The sequence below is a fragment of the Vibrio sp. RW genome (assembly GCF_027587105.1).
Lineage (GTDB): Bacteria > Pseudomonadota > Gammaproteobacteria > Enterobacterales > Vibrionaceae > Vibrio > Vibrio toranzoniae.
The window spans coordinates 105,418-125,097 of the sequence record NZ_JAPPTM010000011.1 but is presented as its reverse complement, the minus strand read 5'-3'; the positions used below and the strand labels follow the sequence as shown (position 1 = coordinate 125,097).

The window sequence follows — 19,680 nt, the reverse complement described above, 5'->3', positions numbered from 1 at the left end:
TATGAAGGCAATCGTAAAACTCAATATAAAATAAATTCCAACGGCAGCAGAAAGGCGTATAGATTGAGCCTCTTTAGATAATTGACTGTTTAGCAAGTAAACTTATCTTGAACAATTGGATATCACTAACTAGCCTTTCATATAAATATAACAAAATTTAACAAATTCGCCGTTTTTGAATCTTTCGTTAAAACCTTCGATGCTTATGAGCTGTGTAAGTTCATGGACTGATAAGAATCTAGCAGTCGATTTTTGGAGGTCGCTACGTGAGTTGTCGATTGAGATTCAGCCTTTTCATGTGTATTCGGAATAGCAACGACTGTGATCCGATTCACAGCGATATTTAGGTCGCAAGTATCCAATTTAGGAAGGATAAGGAGAAATCTTTTGAAAAGATTACTGGTTAGGCTAGCGTGGCTTTTGAATGGTTTTGTTGTTTTAGTAGCACCTTTGGTGAATGCAAGCAGTGAATACAACATGACACAAGGCGTCACCGAGATCAGTGGTAAGGTATATGAACTTCATATGCTGATCTTCTACATTTGCTGTGCGATCGCCTTTGTTGTTTTTGGTGTAATGTTTTATTCCATTTTGAGGCACCGAAAGTCGAAGGGAGCGGTGGCTGCCCATTTTCACGAAAGCACTAAAGTTGAAATCCTTTGGACCATCATTCCGATCATTATTCTCATTGCTATGGCCATCCCAGCTACTAAGACCTTGATAGCGATGGAAGACACCTCCCAATCAGATCTCACCGTAAAAATTACTGGTTCACAATGGAAATGGCATTACAGCTATTTTGGCGAAGATGTTGAGTTTTTTAGCCTTTTGGCAACTAGTGATAAAGAGATTGATGGCATCGAAGTAAAAGGGGCGCATTACTTGTTGGAAGTTGATAATCCGCTAGTACTCCCTATCGATCGTAAAGTTCGATTTTTAATGACTTCCGACGATGTTATCCACTCGTGGTGGGTACCAGCCTTTGCCGTTAAAAAAGACACGATTCCTGGGTTTATTAACGAGGCGTGGACAAAAATAGATGAACCTGGTGTTTATCGAGGCCAGTGTGCTGAATTATGTGGTCGAGCACATGGGTTTATGCCAATAGTCGTGCATGCTATGGAAGAAGAAGATTTTGATGCATGGCTAGCAACGCAGAAAGAGTTGGCGATAGCCACACAGCAAGCAGCACAAGATGCATTAGATGCGTCACTCTCTTTAGAAGAACTTAATTCCCTCGGTGAAGAAGTCTATAAAAATCGATGTGCGGTTTGTCATCAAGTCAATGGGGGAGGGATTCCGGGGGCTTTTCCTGCAATTAAAGGCAGTCCTGTTGCTCTTGGCGATGTAGACGTGCATATCGATACTATCGTTTACGGTCGTGGCGGCACGGCAATGCAAGCATTCGATAACCAGTTAACCGAGAAAGAGATCGCAGCAGTCGTCACATATCAAAGAAACGCATGGGGTAATGATACGGGCGATGTTGTGCAGGCTTCAGATATTAACGCTTACAAAAGCAAACAATCAGGTGGCACTGAAAGCTCAACAGATGAAGTACAAGACAATGCTAAGGAGCAGTTATGAGTTCACCAATCCATAAGCCGGTGAAAGCGGCTCCAGCGGAAGATCAAACTCTGAGCCATTCTGCGGAAGGTACACTGGGCAATAATGATTTGCCTGTTGATGATCACGACTCACATGCGGCACCCAAAGGTTGGGCTCGTTGGCTTTACTCGACCAATCACAAAGATATAGGGACACTTTATTTGTGGTTCAGCTTCACCATGTTTTTAATTGGTGGTGCTATGGCGATGGTGATTAGGGCCGAGTTGTTCCAACCAGGGTTACAACTCGTTGAACCGGATTTCTTTAACCAAATGACGACCGTCCACGGTTTAATTATGGTGTTTGGTGCTGTGATGCCTGCTTTCACAGGTTTAGCTAACTGGATGATCCCGATGATGATCGGTGCGCCGGATATGGCGTTGCCGCGGATGAACAACCTTAGCTTCTGGATTTTGCCTTTTGCTTTCTTAATATTAATTGGCTCTTTGTTTACAGAGGGAGGCGGCCCGAATTTTGGTTGGACATTTTATGCACCGCTCTCGACGACTTATGGCCCTGATAGTACGGCGTTGTTTGTATTCTCTGTCCATATCATGGGGATCAGCTCGATCATGGGGGCGATCAACGTCATCGTGACTATTGTCAACATGAGAGCTCCGGGTATGACGTGGTTCAAGCTACCTATGTTCGTATGGACTTGGTTAATCACGGCTTTCCTTTTGATAGCTGTGATGCCCGTGCTCGCCGGTGCTGTAACTATGGTTCTCACCGATAAGTACTTTGGGACTAGCTTCTTTGACGCCGCTGGTGGTGGGGATCCGGTGATGTTCCAGCACATTTTCTGGTTCTTTGGTCACCCCGAAGTGTACATTATGATCTTACCGTCGTTTGGTATTGTCTCTGCGATCATTCCTACATTCAGTGGTAAACGCTTATTTGGCTATCACTCCATGGTGTACGCGACCTGTAGTATTGCTCTGTTGTCATTCTTGGTTTGGGCACATCACATGTTCACTACTGGTATGCCAGTATTTGCAGAACTGTTCTTCATGTACTGCACCATGTTGATTGCGGTGCCTACTGGTGTGAAAGTCTTTAACTGGGTGGCTACGATGTGGCGAGGAGCTTTAACCTTTGAAACACCAATGCTGTTTGCTATCGCCTTTATTGTTCTATTTACGATTGGTGGGCTATCTGGACTGATGCTCGCCATCGTGCCTGCTGATTTCCAATATCACGACACCTATTTTGTAGTGGCTCACTTCCACTACGTTCTGGTGACGGGGGCCGTGTTCTCGATAATGGCGGCGGCGTACTACTGGTTGCCTAAATGGACCGGGCATATGTACGACCACAAGCTCAGCCTGTGGCATTTTTGGACCTCAGTTATATCGGTCAATGTCCTTTTCTTTCCTATGCACTTCTTAGGTTTAGCAGGCATGCCGCGTCGTATTCCAGACTACGCCATCCAGTTTGCTGATGTTAACCAAGTGGTGTCGATTGGTGGCTTTGCATTCGGTTTGTCCCAGTTGATTTTCTTATGGCTGGCCGTCAAATGTGTAAGAGGCGGAGAGCCTGCACCGAGCAAACCGTGGGAAAGAGCGGAAGGATTAGAATGGACAGTAGCAAGTCCTGCCCCTCACCATACTTTTACTCATCCACCTAAAATAGATTGAGGAGATGAGATATGGACAACAGACAAAGAAACCAAAACCGCGACGCTGAGCAGCCAAGACGTTCAACCGAGAAGCTGACGGGTTATTTGTTACTGAGCGTGGTAGGCATGTTTGGCTTCGGCTTCGCTTTGGTGCCGCTCTACGATGTTATGTGTGAAGCCTTGGGAATTAATGGCAAAACCAATACCGTTTCTGCTGTGCAACCTCAAGGAATGCAACCTGACTACTCTCGTACAATTCGAGTTGAATTTATGTCTCATATTAAGCCAGATATGCCATGGCAATTTTCCCCCGAAGCACGTGTATTAGAGGTTCACCCAGGTCAGGTCATTCAAACGAATTATTTTGCTAAAAACCTATCAGGTGCTTCGTTGGTTGGACAAGCCGTGCCGTCGGTGTCTCCGGGAATGGGGGCTACCTACTTCAATAAGATGGAGTGCTTTTGCTTTAATCAGCAACCATTAGACGGGTATAAGAGCGCTGAAATGGGTTTGATATTTTATATTGAGCCTGACATCCCAGAATCAATACATACGCTTACGCTCTCTTATACGTTGTTTAACATCACGAATCAGGTGAGTGGAGAGGCAAGTAAGCCTGAAGTGAGCACATCAACATCGAGCACACTCGCAAGTAACTAGGGATTTACAGAACCAGTATCAACATAAGGAGTTGAGCGATGAGTTCTAAAAAGGAAGTGTATTTCGTTCCACATCAAAGCCACTGGCCATTAGTCGGCGCCGTTGCACTGTTTTTGGTCGCGGTTGGTGCTGGCTTGACGGTGCAAAACATGGGTACCGGATCCGCTGGTGGCGTGTTTGGAAAAGTAGTGCTGTTAGTTGGGTTTGTTGTTCTGCTTTATATGCTCGCAGGTTGGTTTAGCAATGTGATCACGGAATCATTAAGTGGTCTCTATTCCGAACAAATATCTCGTTCTTTTCGACAAGGGATGAGTTGGTTTATCTTTTCCGAAATCATGTTTTTCGGCGCTTTCTTTGGTGCGCTTTTTTACGCTCGTATGATATCAGTTCCGTGGATTGGCGGTGCAGGCAACAATGCAATGACACATGAAGTGTTGTGGCCGATGTTTCAGTCGATATGGCCGCTAACCACCACACCAGATGGTGTGACTACACAAGCAATGCCTTGGCAAGGTATCCCGCTTAAGAACACGATTATCCTTTTGCTTTCATCTGTGACGCTGCACATGGCACATATCAGTCTTGAACAGAATAAACGTATGGCTTTAATCGTGTGGTTGGAAATAACCATTGTTCTGGCTGGCTTCTTCCTGTTCTTCCAAGTTGAAGAGTACCTTCACGCTTATCAGGAGATGGGACTGACACTTCAGTCTGGTATCTACGGTAACACCTTCTTTTTGCTGACTGGATTTCACGGCTTGCATGTTTGTTTAGGAACGATTTTTTTGATTGTATTACTGGCAAGAGTTGCGAAAGACCATTTTTCTCCAAAAGATCATTTTGCGTTTCAAGCGGGCAGTTGGTATTGGCATTTTGTTGATGTGGTTTGGTTAGGTTTGTTTGTGTTTGTGTATGTGCTCTAACAAAATATGCCGGTTTAGCTGCTGGATTTGTATGGGCTTAATAAGGGCGAGGGTTGGGCGTTATCATTCCTGAACCTAAAGCCAGTAATAACAGTAGTACGACAACGACTGACCACATCACTCGACGACCCAAAAAGTGACTGAGCCTTTTTCCATTGTGTTTGCCCGAGGCGATTTGGATTAGACCTTTCATCAAATTGAAAGCGATAAAAAACAGCAAAGCGACCAGTACAATTTTAAATAACAACGCAAAGGTAGATGACGACATAGTGATAACTCCAAACCGTTCGAATGATGATGAACATAAGTTCCGCAGTAAAGGTTTTTGGATAGCGGCTGTTTTAACTGTGGTTTCAGTCGGCGTTTTAATCAAGTTAGGTGTGTGGCAGTTAGACAGAGGTAACGAGAAACTACGTTATGAGCAGCAGCTATTGGAAAGATCGCAACAATCTTCGAGGGCATTGGATATCGTGCTTTCTGATTGGAGAGGTACAGGTTTACGAGCGCAAGAGCCATCGAGTCCACAAACCTTAAATGGCTTAAAGGTCGATATTGAGTTAGCGACACCGAGTGGATTAATCCTCTTGCTGGATAACCAGATAAACCAAGGAATAGTGGGGTATGTGATTTACATGTTGGGCGAAACTCAAACTCAGGACGGAAGAAAGCAGCTCTTGATCGATCTTGGATTCGTTGCGGCAAGTAACGACAGAAGAAAACTGCCTCAATTAGGAAACATCACACTACCAACGAATATGTCAGGACGTTTGTATGTACGTTCGGTGAACCCACTAAGTCAGGAACTGGGATTAGAAAACACAACACCGAAACGAATTCAGAATATCAATATACAAGCGTTATCACAGTACACTGGTCAAGAGGTGCTGCCCTTTATATTTCAGCCGCAGAGCTTAGGTTCATGGCCATATGAAATGTTATGGCGACCGTCGGCAATGAAATCAGAGAAACACTTTGGTTACTCATTTCAATGGTTCGTCATGGCAGCGGTACTGCTATTTTTGATGTTATTGATTGGATATAGGTACATGAAGCAGAAGTAGGCACTTGAAACTGCCATAGACATTGAAAGTCGAGATTGCGACAGCATAAAGGCAGCACCTAACACAGGGAATAAAAATGGATAAGTCTCAAGCACAAACTAACAAAGAGCGTACTGATGCTAATTTAGCTGCGTTCAAGCAGCGTCGATCTCGTGGTCGTCTTGTACTCGTTGGACTGATTTTGATCTTCGCCTTGCCAGCAATTGTCGCTAAAACCGTGTTAGAGCAAAATTGGTACACATCCGGTGTGACGAATTCGGGCGAATTAGTTGAACCAAGAATGACGTTAAAGGACCTGGGCTTAATGGCTCCGATGGAAGCTGAGCGCTGGTTAGTGGGGTACATAGCGCCAACAGAGTGCAGAGATTTGTGTGAACAACAGCTTCACTATTTGAATCAAAGTTACTTAGCGTTAGGGAAAAATAAAGAACGAGTGACGGCGGTTGTTTTTGTTTCAGAGGGCAACTCATTGTTAGGGGCGCTGAATAAACCGGATTTGTCATTTATGGCTGGTGGTGATGAGTTGAGTACCGAGTTCGCACCGGCTTCTATCATCATTATCGATCCTTTTGGTCAGCTCGTCATGGAATATAAAAGCGTTTCTGAACCGTCGCAGTTAGTCGGTCAATCTAAAGGCATGATTCATGATCTTAGAAAACTACTTAAATTGTCCCGAGTCGGATAGTGCGGACGGGGGAGTGATGGCTGCTGGGTGTCAGAAGTTAGCTGCTAGGATCTGCGACTAAGTATAGGGAGATACAAAAATGCATAATAAAGCCCCGAAATTACTCATGCTTGCTATGAGAGTGACTATTTTACTGACCCTTACCGTGATCGTACTCGGCGCTTATACTCGTTTATCTGATGCTGGTCTTGGTTGCCCGGATTGGCCGGGCTGTTATGGAAAAATCACCGTGCCTTCCAATACACTAGCAGTGAATGAAGCAAATATTCAGTTTCCAGAACGAGCGCTTGAAGCAGAAAAAGCTTGGATAGAGATGATACATCGCTACTTTGCTGGTTCCTTAGGGCTTCTTATCTTTGTCGTTGTCGCTTGGTGTATTAAAAAGAATATCACCTCTGTTGAACTTCCCTTGCTTATTTCTGCCACTGTGATTTTTCAGGCTTTATTAGGCATGTGGACAGTGACGCTCAAGTTGATGCCCGTTGTGGTTATGGCGCACTTGATGGGGGGCTTTACATTGCTATCTCTCCTTTGTTTGCTCTATTGCCGTCTGTCTCAATTCCAAAGTCGATTTGGTGACGCTACGTATACATCATCACTTAAAGCTTGGGCGCTGTGTGGATTATTAATTGTGGTGGGGCAGATATTGCTTGGTGGCTGGACATCGTCAAATTATGCCGCTTTGGTGTGTACGCAACTGCCGATATGTGAAGGGAACTGGGTAAGTTATCTCGATTTCAAAAACGCTTTCGACTTTGCTCAACACGGTCATGATAATTATGAGTTTGGTGTGTTGAATTACCCCGCCAGGCTTACCATACATGTCATGCACAGGATTGGGGCTATCGTCGCGACTTTAACCGTGCTAATGGTGGCGTACCAACTGTGGAAGTTCGGCAAAGTACCTCAGCAAAAACTGAGCGTGGTTGTGGTGATAGTGTTGTTTACCCAAATCACTCTAGGGATCAGCAACGTATGGTTTCATCTACCTATTTTTGTCGCGGTGTTGCACAATCTAGTCGCGGCGATGTTGCTGATCAGTATGGTTGTGACGAATTTTGTGGTTTGGCAACCAAAACCGAGCGAATACTTGGTGAAGAACAATGTATTACAAGGAGGTAATCATGGTCAGTAGAACGTCGACACGACATGAATTGGTGGTTCAAGAGAGAGCTTCAAGTCAAGAGATTGCTACCAACAATGAAATTGCTTCAAACCGTGAGTTGGCCTCGAAAAACAACGCCACTTGGAAGGTCTATTTAACACTGACTAAACCAAAGGTGGTAGCGTTGATGTTGCTCACGGCATTGGTCGGTATGTGTTTGGCTGTACCCAATGGATTACCTTTGCAACAAACTTTGTTTGGAATGATTGGAATAGGGTTGATGGCGGGCTCGGCAGCCGCGTTTAATCACTTGATTGATAAAAAGATCGATGGACAAATGTCTCGAACAAACCGACGTCCTTTACCATCTGGTGAGCTCAGTAGTATGCGTGTGTTCAGCTTCGCTACTGGTATTGGTTTGCTTGGCTTTGTTACATTAGTGGTATGGGTCAATCAACTCACTGCTTGGCTAACCTTTGCAAGTTTATTGGGCTATGCGGTGATTTATACCATGTACTTGAAGCGAGCTACGCCTCAGAACATCGTTATAGCTGGGATCGCAGGCGCGATGCCACCTTTGCTGGGGTGGACAGCGGTCACCAATGAATTGCATTCAAACGCTTGGTTGTTGGTGATGATCATCTTTATTTGGACACCTCCGCACTTTTGGGCACTGGCGATTCATCGTCGTGACGAATATGCCAAAGTGAACATTCCTATGTTACCAGTGACCCATGGGATCGAATACACCAAAACGTCTATTTTGCTTTATACATTTTTGCTTAGCGTTGTGTGTGTATTGCCAGTATTGGTCGGTATGAGTAGTTGGATATATTTAAGTGCTTCATTGGTACTGAATATTGGGTTTGTGTATCACGCTTGGGTACTCAAGTATTGTGACAAGCCTAATATGGCAATGAAGACGTTTAAGTTTTCTATCTATCATCTTATGATCTTGTTTGTTGCTCTTCTCGCTGATCACTATCTGCTTTGATTATTATGTACTTCACGTACTTGCACTAAACAACGCCAGTCTACGTATTCTTTGAGTAAGAAAACGGATGCTCAGACATCCGTTTTTATCTATATACCTAGTTGTTAAAAATAGATATTTAGCTGTTAAAAAGTGGAATCTTTGAAGCAAGCGATCTAGGAATCAATTCATGTCAGAGTTTGCCTATGTGGGCAACGCCTAGTTGGTACTGGGGCGCTGTTTGCAATGAATGTTTTATAGCCATCATACTTTGTCCCTATAACCAAATTGTACGCTTATACAAACTAAACCTTTGGTTTCCATTAACCTAGCCCTGACATGCTATGTGTGAAAAGACGGACAATTGATTGATATAAATTATAAAGGAGTCACTATGGAATTCACCGAACAAGACAGAGATGCGTTGTATCAAACGTGGATGTCTCAAAAGTCCCGAATGCGTATTACCCAGATGGAGTTTTCAAAGAAGTTGGGAATGAATCAACTTGATTTCTCTAGAGTGCTAAAAGGGGAGACCCCATTAACCATGTCATTCATCAGTCACTTCTGTCGATTGCTGCATTTAGAGCCTAGAAATGTGTTTCCTTCGCTCAAAGAAGGCATAGACTCAGGGCCTAAAGTTGTCTATTTAAAAAGTAGAATGAGTGTTGATGGGGAAATTCAAAATGCCTATATAGAAGGAAATCAGGTGATCGTAGAGTATGCACACACTGTTCAACATGACTAATATTAAAACTAGCTTCAAATTTTAACTCCTTTACCTACAACCTTTTATTATATTGCTTGTCATTCTCGTTTGAGTTTTCACTCATATCTAAGTGCACTATAAAACCCTTAAATTTTATCTCCCTTAATCTAGCAAGCATTTACTGCGACTGGCATTAAATCGGCAGACGATTTTCACAACCCACTAAGGTTAGCCGTTCAAGTATTGATCTTTTGATGTGCAGAATGACGCACAGTGTCACCAACTATTGGGTTGGGCGTTTAGGTGATACTCTATAGAGCATAATGAAGCATAGAAAGAGCCGGTAATGCTAGAGAAAGAGAATCTGATTAAGCTCGCCAGAGTACAAATGCCATTTGGTAAATACGCTGGTCGTATATTAATTGACCTGCCTGACGAATATTTGCTGTGGTTTGCTAAAAAGGGCTTTCCATCTGGCGAGCTGGGTGACTTGTTAAAATTGTGTCTTGCCTTGAAAATCGAAGGACTTGATAGTGTCGTCAAGCCATTGAAAAAATGTGAATAAATCTAAGCTCACGCTAATAACGTGAGCTTTTTAATTATCCAGTTTCAAAATATTCTATGACTAGGGCGGAGTTTGAAAAACAGCGGGGTCCTACCTTGGTATAAGTTTCGTAATTCATAGGATGTAAATTAATTTATACGGGGTGTTGTTAATGTAAAACACAAAAAAAATTGCCTTTTTTTTTAATTAGTGATTGAAACTAGAGTTTTTACTAGTTAAGTTACAGGGAACAAGAAGATTAGTGCTGATGGAAAGTTACGTGAGACGACGTACATTCAGCTCAAGGATAGAAAATAGGAAGAAGTAAGCAATGTTTCAGACTGATGATGTAAGAATTAACAAAGTAAAAGAATTATTACCCCCTGTTGCTGTTTTAGAGAAGTTTCCAGCGACAGAAACTGCTTCTTCTACAACCTTTGCAAGCCGTAAAGCCATTCACGATATTTTAGAAGAAAGTGATGATCGCCTGTTGGTGATTGTTGGCCCATGCTCGATTCATGATCCAGAAGCGGCTCTTGAATACGGTAAGCGTCTAAAAGTACTGCGTGACGAACTTGGCGATAAGCTTGAAATCGTGATGCGTGTTTACTTTGAAAAGCCACGTACAACGGTGGGTTGGAAAGGCCTAATCAACGACCCATACATGGATGACACTTTTAAGCTAAATGACGGTCTTCGTCTCGGACGTAAGCTACTGCTGGACCTAACGGATCTTGGTATGCCAACAGCAAGTGAATTTCTTGACATGATCACACCTCAATATGTGGCAGACCTGATAAGTTGGGGTGCAATTGGTGCACGTACTACTGAATCTCAAGTTCACCGTGAACTTGCTTCAGGTCTATCTTGTCCAGTTGGTTTCAAAAATGGTACAGACGGCAATATTAAAATTGCAACAGACGCGATTCGTTCGGCAAGTGCTTCACACCACTTCCTATCAGTAACAAAGTACGGTCATTCTGCAATTATTGAAACGGCAGGCAATCCTGACTGCCATATTATTTTACGGGGCGGTAAAGAGCCAAACTACAGTGCTGAGCATGTAAGTAAAATAAAAGAAGAGCTAGCTGCATCAGGCCTCCCACAGAAAGTCATGATCGACTTCAGTCATGCGAACAGCTCTAAGCAGTTTCAACGTCAAATTAATGTGTCTGATGATGTAAGCACACAAATTGCGAATGGTGACAAAGCGATTTTCGGTGTGATGATTGAATCTCATCTTGTTGAAGGTCGCCAAGACTTAGTGGACGGCAAAGCTCCGACATATGGTCAGTCTATCACTGATGCGTGTATCGGTTGGGAAGATACTGAAACAGTGCTTCGCCAGTTAGCGGATGCAGTGGAAGCTCGTCGTAATAAGTAGGTTCGTTGCCAAAAGGTAGGCCAAAAATTAAAAAGCCCTCGTTCACATTCACGAGGGCTTTTTACTGGGGCTTACTTTTTATTGGACGCTGTTTTAGTTTGAGCTATCTGCTTTTTTAAACGAGAAAAGACAACAATTCATCGACTTTCTCAGCGAGCAATTTCGGATCCTTTCTGGATTCTACGTTCAAGCGCATTAATGGTTCTGTGTTCGACATCCTTAAATTGAAACGCCAGTTACTCATTTCAACACTGATGCCATCGATATCACTGATCGTTAACGCGCTATTCTTGTAGTGATTGAGCACGTTTTCGATGACTTGTTTTGGATTTGAGACTGTACGATTTATTTCACCCGACGATGGGAAGTTACTAATACTTGCTTGGGTGAGTTGATAGAGAGATCGTCCAGATTTTGATATTAGCTCAATGATAAGTAGCCATGGAATCATGCCTGAGTCGCAATATCCAAAGTCACGAAAGTAATGATGAGCACTCATTTCACCGCCATAAACCGCATTTTTATTACGCATCGCTTCTTTGATAAGAGCGTGTCCAGCTTTCACAGCGATAGCGTTCCCATCAAGTTTATTGGCCACTTCAATTGTGTTCCATGTTAAACGCATGTCGTGTAACACGGTTGCGTTAGGCTCTTTGAGTAAGAATGCTTCGATTAGCAGGCCAACAATATAATAGCCTTCTATGTAGCGACCTGTTTCATCAAAGAAGAAACAACGATCGAAATCTCCATCCCAAGCGATGCCAATGTCTGCGGCATGCTTTAAAACCGCTTCTCTTGTCGCGTTTTGATTCTCAATTATTAACGGATTAGGGATCCCATTAGGAAACTTAGCGTCTGGTTTATGATTAATCTTGATCAGCTTTATTGGGACACCAAGATTTATAAAACGGCTTTCTAGCGCATCAATAACATGTCCTGCAACACCGTTACCTGCGTTAACCACAATCTTTATTGGTGTGAGTTCAAAAGGGTTTATATAAGAGAGCAAGTGATCTACATAGGGATCCAATACACTTATCGATTTAGAGCTGGTGTAGTGCTGAGGTGCTTGGTTAGCCTGTAACCTGTAATTAGGTGTATTACCATCAGTGTTATTGCTATTACATGTTTTACCTAAAGCCTCAACTCTCCGTTTGATCGCATTTAACCCACTATGTTTGCTGATTGGGCTCGCATCAGATCCTACCAATTTCATGCCGTTGTAATTGATTGGGTTGTGGCTTGCGGTAATTTGTACTCCGCCAATAGCATTAAGATGACGGGTAGCAAAATAGACTTCTTCAGTCCCTGTCACTCCTAAGTTAACGACGGTGATACCAGACTCGATTAAGCCTCTTGTCATGGCGTCTTGCAATGATAGAGATGTATCTCGATTATCACGACCAACCACCACCTGAGCTACAGAGTTCGAGAATTGTTTTTTACCGTCGTGGTTCCGTTGCTGATAGGTAACCTCTAACGAATGTTCGACTCTTTGGTTCAAGAGGTGTTGTCCAAATGCCTTACCGAGTAGGTAAGCAAACGGTTCATTGATTTGACTGCCGATAATGCCGCGAACGTCGTTGTTCTTAAAGCAACTGAGATCTAATGTTGGTTTCACTATATTGCCGCCGCTTAATTCCGGTTGGTTGTTAGGCTTAGAAGGTTAATGTTCTCTTTTGGGTTTAAACATCTCGCCCATAACTGTCTTGGTATCTAATGATATCGTTTTCACTGAGGTAGCTGCCGGTTTGTACTTCGATCATCTCGAGAGGTGTGTCTCCGGGATTTTCTAGACAATGAATGTGGCCTAGCGGAATATAAGTGGATTGATCTTCCTCGACTAGATAGCTTTGATTGTTATTGGTGACTTTGGCTGTGCCAGCTACGACCACCCAATGTTCGGCTCTGTGATGGTGCATTTGCAAAGACAATTTCTGCCCTGCATTTACCGTAATTCGCTTCACTTTGTCACGCTTTCCAAGATCTACGACGTCGTATTTACCCCAAGGCCTAAAGACTTCTCGGTGATGTATATGTTCGGTTCGACCTGCTTGATTAATCTGTTCAACAATCGATTTCACGCCCTGAACCTTGTCTTTATTCGCAACCAATATCGCGTCTTTGGTTTCGACAATAATCAGGTTTTCGACCCCCACAGTCGCAACCAGCTTATTTTCAGCATGAATGTAGTTGTGTTGCGAGTCGACAGTCAACACATCGCCTTCAATCACGTTGTTGTGCTCATCCTTGTCACTCACATCCCAGATCGCAGACCATGAACCAATATCATTCCAGCCAACATCCATAGGAATTACTGCAGCGTGTGAAGTTTTTTCCATCACGGCATAATCAATAGAATCGCTTGGGCTGCTTTTAAACGCTTCAGTGTCAATGCGGATAAAGTCGAGGTCAGTATTTTGTTTTTCAAGTGCGAGTTTACAGGCGGTTAAGATCTCTGGGCTATGTTCGGCTAGTTCTTCAAGATAGCGGGACGCAGTAAACATGAACATGCCGCTGTTCCATAGGTATTGTCCCGAATCAATGTACTGCTCTGCAGTTGCTAGATCGGGTTTTTCAACGAAACATTCAATCGCGTAAGCATGATTGGAGAGCGGAGCTCCTTTCTTGATATAACCATAGCCCGTTTCGGGTGCGTTCGGAGTAATACCAAATGTGACGAGTTTGCCTTGTTTCGCGTATTCGACACCTCTCGCTACCGTTTGCTGAAATTCGGTCGTTTTGGCTATGTGATGATCAGCTGCCAGTACCAATAATATTGGATCTGACTCGTTCTGTTGGTTGCTGTTTGAGTGACTTACGGCCTTTAAGGCTGCGAGTGCGATGGCGGGCGCTGTGTTTCGACCTACAGGCTCTAGCAGAATACCACTGTGTTGGATGTTAGCCGATCGAGCTTGTTCTGCAGCAATGAAGCGGTGTTCTTCGTTACAGATAATGAAGGGAGCGGCACACTCGGTATCACTTAAGTGCGCTTCAAGGCCTTGCAAACGTAAAAGGGTGTGTTGAAGCATCGATTGTTCGCCAGCGATGTTGAGGAACTGCTTGGGGTAAAGCTCACGAGATAATGGCCAAAGGCGACTACCAGAGCCGCCAGCTAAGATGACAGGTAAAATCATAAGGTGGTAATTAGGTGTATAAGGGCTACTCCCACCATATTACCACGCTTATCACTTATCAATGAGCTTCAGGATGTGAATTAATAACATCTTCAGGCAGGCTGACTTTCTGAGAGTCGATCTTAAGTGTTTGGGTTGGGAAGGCGATTTTCGCATCGTGTTTATGAATAATCGCCAATACCTGTAATAGAACGTCTTGCTTCACCCTGTGGTATCTCGCCCAATTGACCGTTTTTGTGAAGGTGTAGATAAAAAAGTTCAGCGTTGATGGACCAAATTTATCAAAGTTAACGATCAACGTCTGTTTGGCGTCAATGTCTGGGTGGGTCTCAAGCATGGATTTTACATCGTTAACAATTAGCGCGAGTTTTGAGGCATCTTGATAACGAAGTCCAAAAGTTTCATGGATCCTGCGGTTCAGCATTCTAGATGGGTTCTCCACCACAATACTGCTGAACACTGAATTTGGAACGTACAAAGGGCGCTTATCAAAAGTGCGAATGATCGTCATGCGCCAACCAATGCGCTCTACTGTACCCTCAATTTGACGATCGGGAGAGCGTATCCAGTCACCGACTTTAAAAGGACGATCGAAGTAAATCATCATACCGCCAAAGAAGTTAGACAGCAGATCTTTAGCTGCCAAACCAACGATTAAACCACCTACACCACCAAAAGTGAGTAATCCAGATAAACTGAGCCCAAATGCCTGCATGATAGTGAGGCCACCTATTGTCATAAAGAATAGTCGGGCGACTTTGGCGATAGCTTGTACAGTGGTTTCGTCTCTGGTTTTCTGTTCCAAGACGTATGCTTCTGCATTACTGATCATTCTTAATGTAAACCAAACAAAGGTACATATAATCAGTATGTGTTTGAGAGTCTTTAACCAGTTGATTTCATTGCCAAACTGGTCTTGAAGGATCAATCCAACCGATACCGTTGCGGGCCAACACCAAAGTAACGTGCTGACAGGGCTTTTTAGTGCTTCTAGCAGGAGGTCGTCCCAATGAAAAGTCGTTTTTTGAGCCAGTACTTCTAAACGACTATGGATTATTCGCCAAACCACCCAAGCTAAGAAACTCGCGATGGTGATAAATAAGACGCTACTCCACCAGTTACTGTGGCTCTGGTTGATGTAGGTTTGAACTTGGGTTATGAATTCATTCATTGTGTGTACTGCCGCAGAAATTATGAGTTGGAAATTAGCAGAAATTGCTGTTGTTCTCTACCTTTATAAATCAAACGATTATGATAATGGAATAAGCTTATTATTGCATACTCGACTTTTTTTGAGATAGAAACTAATGTAGGTTTGGCTATCCGATATAATTCAACTTCTTAAACGGGGACTTCAAATGAGCGACAAACAATATGCAGTTATCGGCTTGGGGCGTTTTGGGTTATCTGTTTGTAGAGAGCTGCAAAGTTCAGGAGCACAAGTACTCGCCGTCGACATTGATGAAGATCGAGTTAAAGAAGCTGCGGCTTTTGTTTCACAAGCGATTGTTGCGAACTGTACGAGCGAAGAGACGGTAAAAGAGTTAAGGCTAGACGATTATGACATGGTAATGGTGTCGATTGGCTCCGATGTTAACTCTAGTATTTTAACCACTTTGGTGGTGAAAGAGTCAGGATCAAAAGCGGTTTGGGTAAAGGCTAATGATAAGTTTCACGGCAAGATTCTTTCTAAGATTGGTGCTGATTATATCATTATGCCAGAACGAGATATGGGCATTCGTGTGGCGCGGAAAATGTTAGATAGACGCGTTCTAGAGTTTATTGACCTTGGAAGTGGCTTGGCGATGACGGAAGTTGTTATCGGACATAACTTATTGGGTAAGAAACTTGGTGACCTTAAGCTGTGTAAAGGGAGCGGTGTTGATGTCCTTGGTTTTAAGCGAGGACCGCATTTAACCAAAGCACCAGAGCTTGATATCAGCTTAGAAACGGGGGATGTGGTGATTCTTGTTGGGCCGAAAGAGACCTTGTCTAACAAATTACGTAATTGGTGATTGGTAATAAGGTAAGAGTATGAATTCGTTTCAACGTAAAGGTATTTTCTACACGCTTAAGAGAGATGAAAAACCACGGAAAGGGTCTGAACCTAAAATCATCCTTACGAGTTTTTTAGGCGTCCTTATCCCTGCTGCATTATTGCTTACACTCCCTGTTTTTTCTGTCTCTGGACTTAGCTTTACCGATGCGCTGTTTACTGCAACTTCAGCAATCAGTGTGACAGGTTTAGGGGTTGTTGATACGGGGCAACATTTCACTTTGGCCGGTAAAATTTTACTGATGTTTTTGATGCAAGTCGGAGGATTAGGGCAGATGACTCTGTCAGCAGTATTGCTCTATATGTTTGGTGTTAGGCTAAGTTTGAAACAACAAGCGTTGGCGAAAGAAGCGCTTGGGCAAGATCGTAAGATTAACCTTCGTAAATTAGTAAGGAAGATCATTATTTTTGCATTGGTGGCGGAGTGTATCGGCTTTATATTACTTTGTTTCCGTTGGGTGCCTGAAATGGGATGGGCAACCGGAAGTTTTTATGCGCTTTTTCACGCTATATCAGCATTCAATAACGCAGGCTTTTCTTTGTTTTCAGACAGTATGATGAGCTTTGTTGACGACCCATTGGTGATCTCTACCTTAGCAGGCTTATTCATTTTTGGGGGACTTGGTTTTACGGTGGTGGGGGATTTGTCGAGTAATTGGCGCAAAGGTTTCAGCACTTGCATTTACACACCAAGATTATGCTAACAGCGACACCGACTTTATTGTTGGTGGGAACGGTAATGTTCTGGTTGTTGGAGAGAAATAACTCTGCAACGATGGAAGGGTTATCGACACAAGGGCAGTGGCTAGCGGCATTTTTCCAGTCTGCGAGTGCTCGTACTGCAGGGTTCAATAGCGTGGATTTATCTCAGTACACTCAACCTGCATTGTTGGTGATGATTGTCCTTATGTTGATTGGTGCCGGCTCAACCTCTACGGGGGGCGGAATTAAGGTTTCGACCTTTGCAGTCGCGTTTGTCGCAACTTGGACGTTCTTACGTCAGAAAAAACATGTCGTGATGTTTAAGCGAACTGTAACTTGGCAAGCGGTAACAAAGTCATTGGCTATCATTGTGGTAAGTGGGGCACTATTAACCACCGCAATGTTTTTGTTAATGCTGACTGAAAAGGCTCAGTTTGACCGAGTAATATTTGAAGTGATTTCTGCCTTTGCGACAGTTGGACTAACGGCGGGGTTAACAGCAAGCCTCTCTGAGCCGGGAAAATACATCATGATAGTCGTGATGGTCATTGGGAGGATTGGTCCTTTGACTTTAGCTTATATGTTGGCTCGTCCAGAGCCTTCTTTATTGAAATACCCAGAAGATACGGTATTAACGGGTTAATAATGCTAACAGGCTAGGATTAACCCTTCTTATTAACGCGTTTAAAAAAGAGAGCCAGCGATACGCTGGCTTTGTTGTTTATGGAGATCGTGCTGTTGGTGAATAGAACGAGTTGGGGGTTAGTCTTTGATTAGCCCTCAAACATCTCAACGTATTCTTCGTAGCCTTCTTCCGCTAATTTATCTGCTGGGATAAAGCGCATCGCGGCTGAGTTCATGCAGTAACGCAGGCCTGTTGGTTTTGGGCCATCTTTGAACACGTGTCCAAGGTGCGAATCACCAAAGCGGCTACGAACCTCAGTTCTTGGATAAAATAGTTTATAGTCAGTGGTTGTTACCACATAAGCCTCGCTAATGGGCTGCGTAAAGCTCGGCCAACCTGTACCTGATTTGTATTTGTCTTTCGACGAGAACAACGGTTCACCTGTTACGATATCGACGTAGATACCTTCCTGTTTGTTATCCCAGTATTTGTTGTCAAACGGGCGCTCTGTAGCGTCATCTTGTGTAACATCGTATTGAAGTGCTGTTAGGCTCGCTTTGATCTCTGCATCAGACGGCTTACTGTATGTCTTAGCATTTGCACGTGCATTCTTACTATCGATAATCTGACGGAGTGTTTGCGGATTTTCCTTTCTATCCTCACCGAAGATTTTATCTAAGTACTGATCACGACCTGATGCATAGCGGTAGTAGTTATAACGAACCTTGCTCTTTTTGTAGTAATCTTGGTGATAGTCTTCTGCTGGCCAGAATTTCTCAAATTCAATCAGTTCTGTCTTTAGCGGTTCACCAAAGATTTGAGCTTTATCGATTTCCATCATGAAGTTCTGAGCGACGTCTTTCTGCTCTTGGTTTCGATAGAAAATAGCAGGTCGATATTGAGGACCTCTGTCTACGAAAGAGCCTTTATCGTCGGTTGGGTCTATGTGTCGGAAGAATTGGTCAAGTACCTGCTCATAACTAACCACATCAGGGTTATAAGCCACATTGATTACTTCGATGTGCCCTGATTTACCTGATGAAACTTGCTTGTAGGTTGGGTTTTTTAATTCACCACCAGAATATCCTGATATAACGTCGGTAACACCAGTCAATTTCTCCAAATCGGATTCTGTACACCAAAAACAACCACCAGCCAGTGTCGCGATTTCACTTTTACCTGAATTAGCCGTTTTATCCATTGTATTGGCAGTGCCAGTCTGGCTCACAAACAGCGAAATCAGTGGTAGCGCAACCACGAGTGATACCAATATTTTAGATAATTTATTCATAGATACCTCATCTTGACGTTTTCTCATTCGATTTTGAATGTACGAATAGAGACAGGTTTTAGATGGAAAAAATTGCATCATTCATAAAAAAAATGTGCCACTCAGAAAATCTTGCTCATAAATGCCGCCAGTAGTAGGGTGTAGGCATTGATGTAAAATAATAGATAATGATGACGTTTTTCGTACATCTAAGGAACAGCATGCAAGCAGAAGTTAAATGGGTCGAAGGCTTTAAATTCCTAGGTCAATCTCAATCAGGCCACTCTGTTGTTATGGACGGCAGCGGTGGTGCAACGGCGCCAAGCCCAATGGAAATGGTCCTTATGGCTGCGGGTGGCTGTAGCTCTGTTGATGTAGTAGATGGTTTGAAATCTGCGGGTCAAAGCATCACAAGCTGTAATGCAAAGCTAGAAACGACACGTCGTGAAACTGCGCCAAAGATCTTTACTGTGATTAATATTCACTTTGAAGTGTCTGGTGACAACCTTGATCCTGAGTTGGTTGCTAAAGTATGTGCTGATTCTCTAGAAAAATACTGTTCAGTATGCCTAATGTTGGGTGCTGGCGTAGAGATGACTCACAGCTGGGAAATTATCTAG

The 19,680-nt window shown here is 43.4% G+C and carries 17 protein-coding genes and 2 pseudogenes; 14 read left to right on the top strand and 5 right to left on the bottom strand.

Translation table 11 applies throughout. From position 1 onward, the window contains the following. Positions 1-387: 387 nt before the first annotated feature. The 4 genes from coxB to OCT63_RS12175 are packed head-to-tail and all read left to right on the top strand — an operon-like array spanning position 388 to position 4,809. Positions 388-1,587, top strand: a complete 1,200-nt coding sequence (coxB, locus tag OCT63_RS12190; protein ID WP_269983808.1) for a cytochrome c oxidase subunit II — start codon at positions 388-390, stop codon at positions 1,585-1,587. Then, positions 1,584-3,245, top strand: a complete 1,662-nt coding sequence (gene ctaD, locus OCT63_RS12185; RefSeq protein ID WP_269983807.1) for a cytochrome c oxidase subunit I — start codon at positions 1,584-1,586, stop codon at positions 3,243-3,245. The genes coxB and ctaD overlap by 4 nt, the downstream gene beginning before the upstream one ends. A gap of 11 nt (positions 3,246-3,256) precedes the next feature. Continuing rightward, positions 3,257-3,886, top strand: coding sequence for a cytochrome c oxidase assembly protein (locus tag OCT63_RS12180; RefSeq protein WP_269983806.1), 630 nt, complete (start codon positions 3,257-3,259; stop codon positions 3,884-3,886). Between the two features lie 38 nt (positions 3,887-3,924). After that, positions 3,925-4,809: a cytochrome c oxidase subunit 3 gene (locus tag OCT63_RS12175; protein WP_269983805.1), complete on the top strand. Its 885-nt coding sequence runs from the start codon at positions 3,925-3,927 to the stop codon at positions 4,807-4,809. Between the two features lie 37 nt (positions 4,810-4,846). Here the strand turns inward: OCT63_RS12175 and OCT63_RS12170 are convergent, their stop codons facing one another. Continuing rightward, the gene (locus OCT63_RS12170; protein WP_269983804.1) at positions 4,847-5,077 is read right to left on the bottom strand and encodes a DUF2909 family protein; all 231 of its coding nucleotides are present in this window, start codon (positions 5,075-5,077) and stop codon (positions 4,847-4,849) included. Between OCT63_RS12170 and OCT63_RS12165 the strand changes: the two genes are divergently transcribed. The 7 genes from OCT63_RS12165 (at position 4,965) to aroG (ending at position 11,270) form a co-directional block, all read left to right on the top strand. Then, positions 4,965-5,870 carry an SURF1 family protein gene (locus tag OCT63_RS12165; RefSeq protein ID WP_269983803.1) on the top strand — a complete coding sequence of 302 codons (906 nt, stop codon included), beginning with the start codon at positions 4,965-4,967 and terminating at the stop codon, positions 5,868-5,870. The two genes, OCT63_RS12170 and OCT63_RS12165, sit on opposite strands and share 113 nt — an antisense overlap. A gap of 76 nt (positions 5,871-5,946) precedes the next feature. After that, a complete protein-coding gene (locus OCT63_RS12160) occupies positions 5,947-6,555 on the top strand; it encodes a hypothetical protein (RefSeq protein ID WP_161674144.1) in 609 nt (202 codons plus the stop codon). A 79-nt stretch (positions 6,556-6,634) separates the two neighbouring features. Continuing rightward, entirely contained in the window at positions 6,635-7,690 is a 1,056-nt protein-coding gene (locus OCT63_RS12155; protein WP_269983802.1) for a COX15/CtaA family protein, read from the top strand. Next, complete coding sequence (cyoE, locus tag OCT63_RS12150; RefSeq protein WP_161678497.1) at positions 7,680-8,654, top strand: heme o synthase; 975 nt, start codon at positions 7,680-7,682, stop codon at positions 8,652-8,654. The genes OCT63_RS12155 and cyoE overlap by 11 nt, the downstream gene beginning before the upstream one ends. A gap of 373 nt (positions 8,655-9,027) precedes the next feature. Further along, positions 9,028-9,381 (top strand): hypothetical protein, encoded by a 354-nt coding sequence (locus tag OCT63_RS12145; protein WP_017058656.1) that lies wholly within the window; start codon positions 9,028-9,030, stop codon positions 9,379-9,381. A gap of 307 nt (positions 9,382-9,688) precedes the next feature. Continuing rightward, on the top strand, positions 9,689-9,907 hold the full coding sequence (locus OCT63_RS12140; protein ID WP_060469496.1) for a DUF3820 family protein: 219 nt from the start codon (positions 9,689-9,691) through the stop codon (positions 9,905-9,907). A gap of 310 nt (positions 9,908-10,217) precedes the next feature. Beyond that, positions 10,218-11,270 (top strand): 3-deoxy-7-phosphoheptulonate synthase AroG, encoded by a 1,053-nt coding sequence (gene aroG / locus OCT63_RS12135; protein ID WP_161674135.1) that lies wholly within the window; start codon positions 10,218-10,220, stop codon positions 11,268-11,270. 115 nt (positions 11,271-11,385) lie between these two features. Here the strand turns inward: aroG and OCT63_RS12130 are convergent. The 3 genes and pseudogenes from OCT63_RS12130 to OCT63_RS12120 form a co-directional block, all read right to left on the bottom strand. After that, positions 11,386-12,696 (bottom strand): annotated as a pseudogene (locus OCT63_RS12130) (phosphomannomutase CpsG); the annotation flags it as partial. A 259-nt stretch (positions 12,697-12,955) separates the two neighbouring features. Further along, positions 12,956-14,407: a mannose-1-phosphate guanylyltransferase/mannose-6-phosphate isomerase gene (locus OCT63_RS12125; RefSeq protein WP_269983800.1), complete on the bottom strand. Its 1,452-nt coding sequence runs from the start codon at positions 14,405-14,407 to the stop codon at positions 12,956-12,958. 58 nt (positions 14,408-14,465) lie between these two features. Next, entirely contained in the window at positions 14,466-15,578 is a 1,113-nt protein-coding gene (locus OCT63_RS12120; RefSeq protein ID WP_060469500.1) for a mechanosensitive ion channel family protein, read from the bottom strand. Between the two features lie 187 nt (positions 15,579-15,765). On the opposite strand from OCT63_RS12120, the gene OCT63_RS12115 reads away from it, so the two are divergent. Continuing rightward, positions 15,766-16,422, top strand: coding sequence for a potassium channel family protein (locus OCT63_RS12115; protein ID WP_269983799.1), 657 nt, complete (start codon positions 15,766-15,768; stop codon positions 16,420-16,422). 19 nt (positions 16,423-16,441) lie between these two features. Then, a pseudogene (locus tag OCT63_RS12110) lies at positions 16,442-17,808 on the top strand (TrkH family potassium uptake protein). 130 nt (positions 17,809-17,938) lie between these two features. On the opposite strand, the gene msrB reads toward OCT63_RS12110, so the two are convergent. After that, positions 17,939-19,081, bottom strand: coding sequence for a peptide-methionine (R)-S-oxide reductase MsrB (msrB, locus tag OCT63_RS12105; RefSeq protein ID WP_060469503.1), 1,143 nt, complete (start codon positions 19,079-19,081; stop codon positions 17,939-17,941). Between the two features lie 200 nt (positions 19,082-19,281). On the opposite strand from msrB, the gene OCT63_RS12100 reads away from it, so the two are divergent. Further along, entirely contained in the window at positions 19,282-19,680 is a 399-nt protein-coding gene (locus OCT63_RS12100; RefSeq protein WP_161686897.1) for an OsmC family protein, read from the top strand.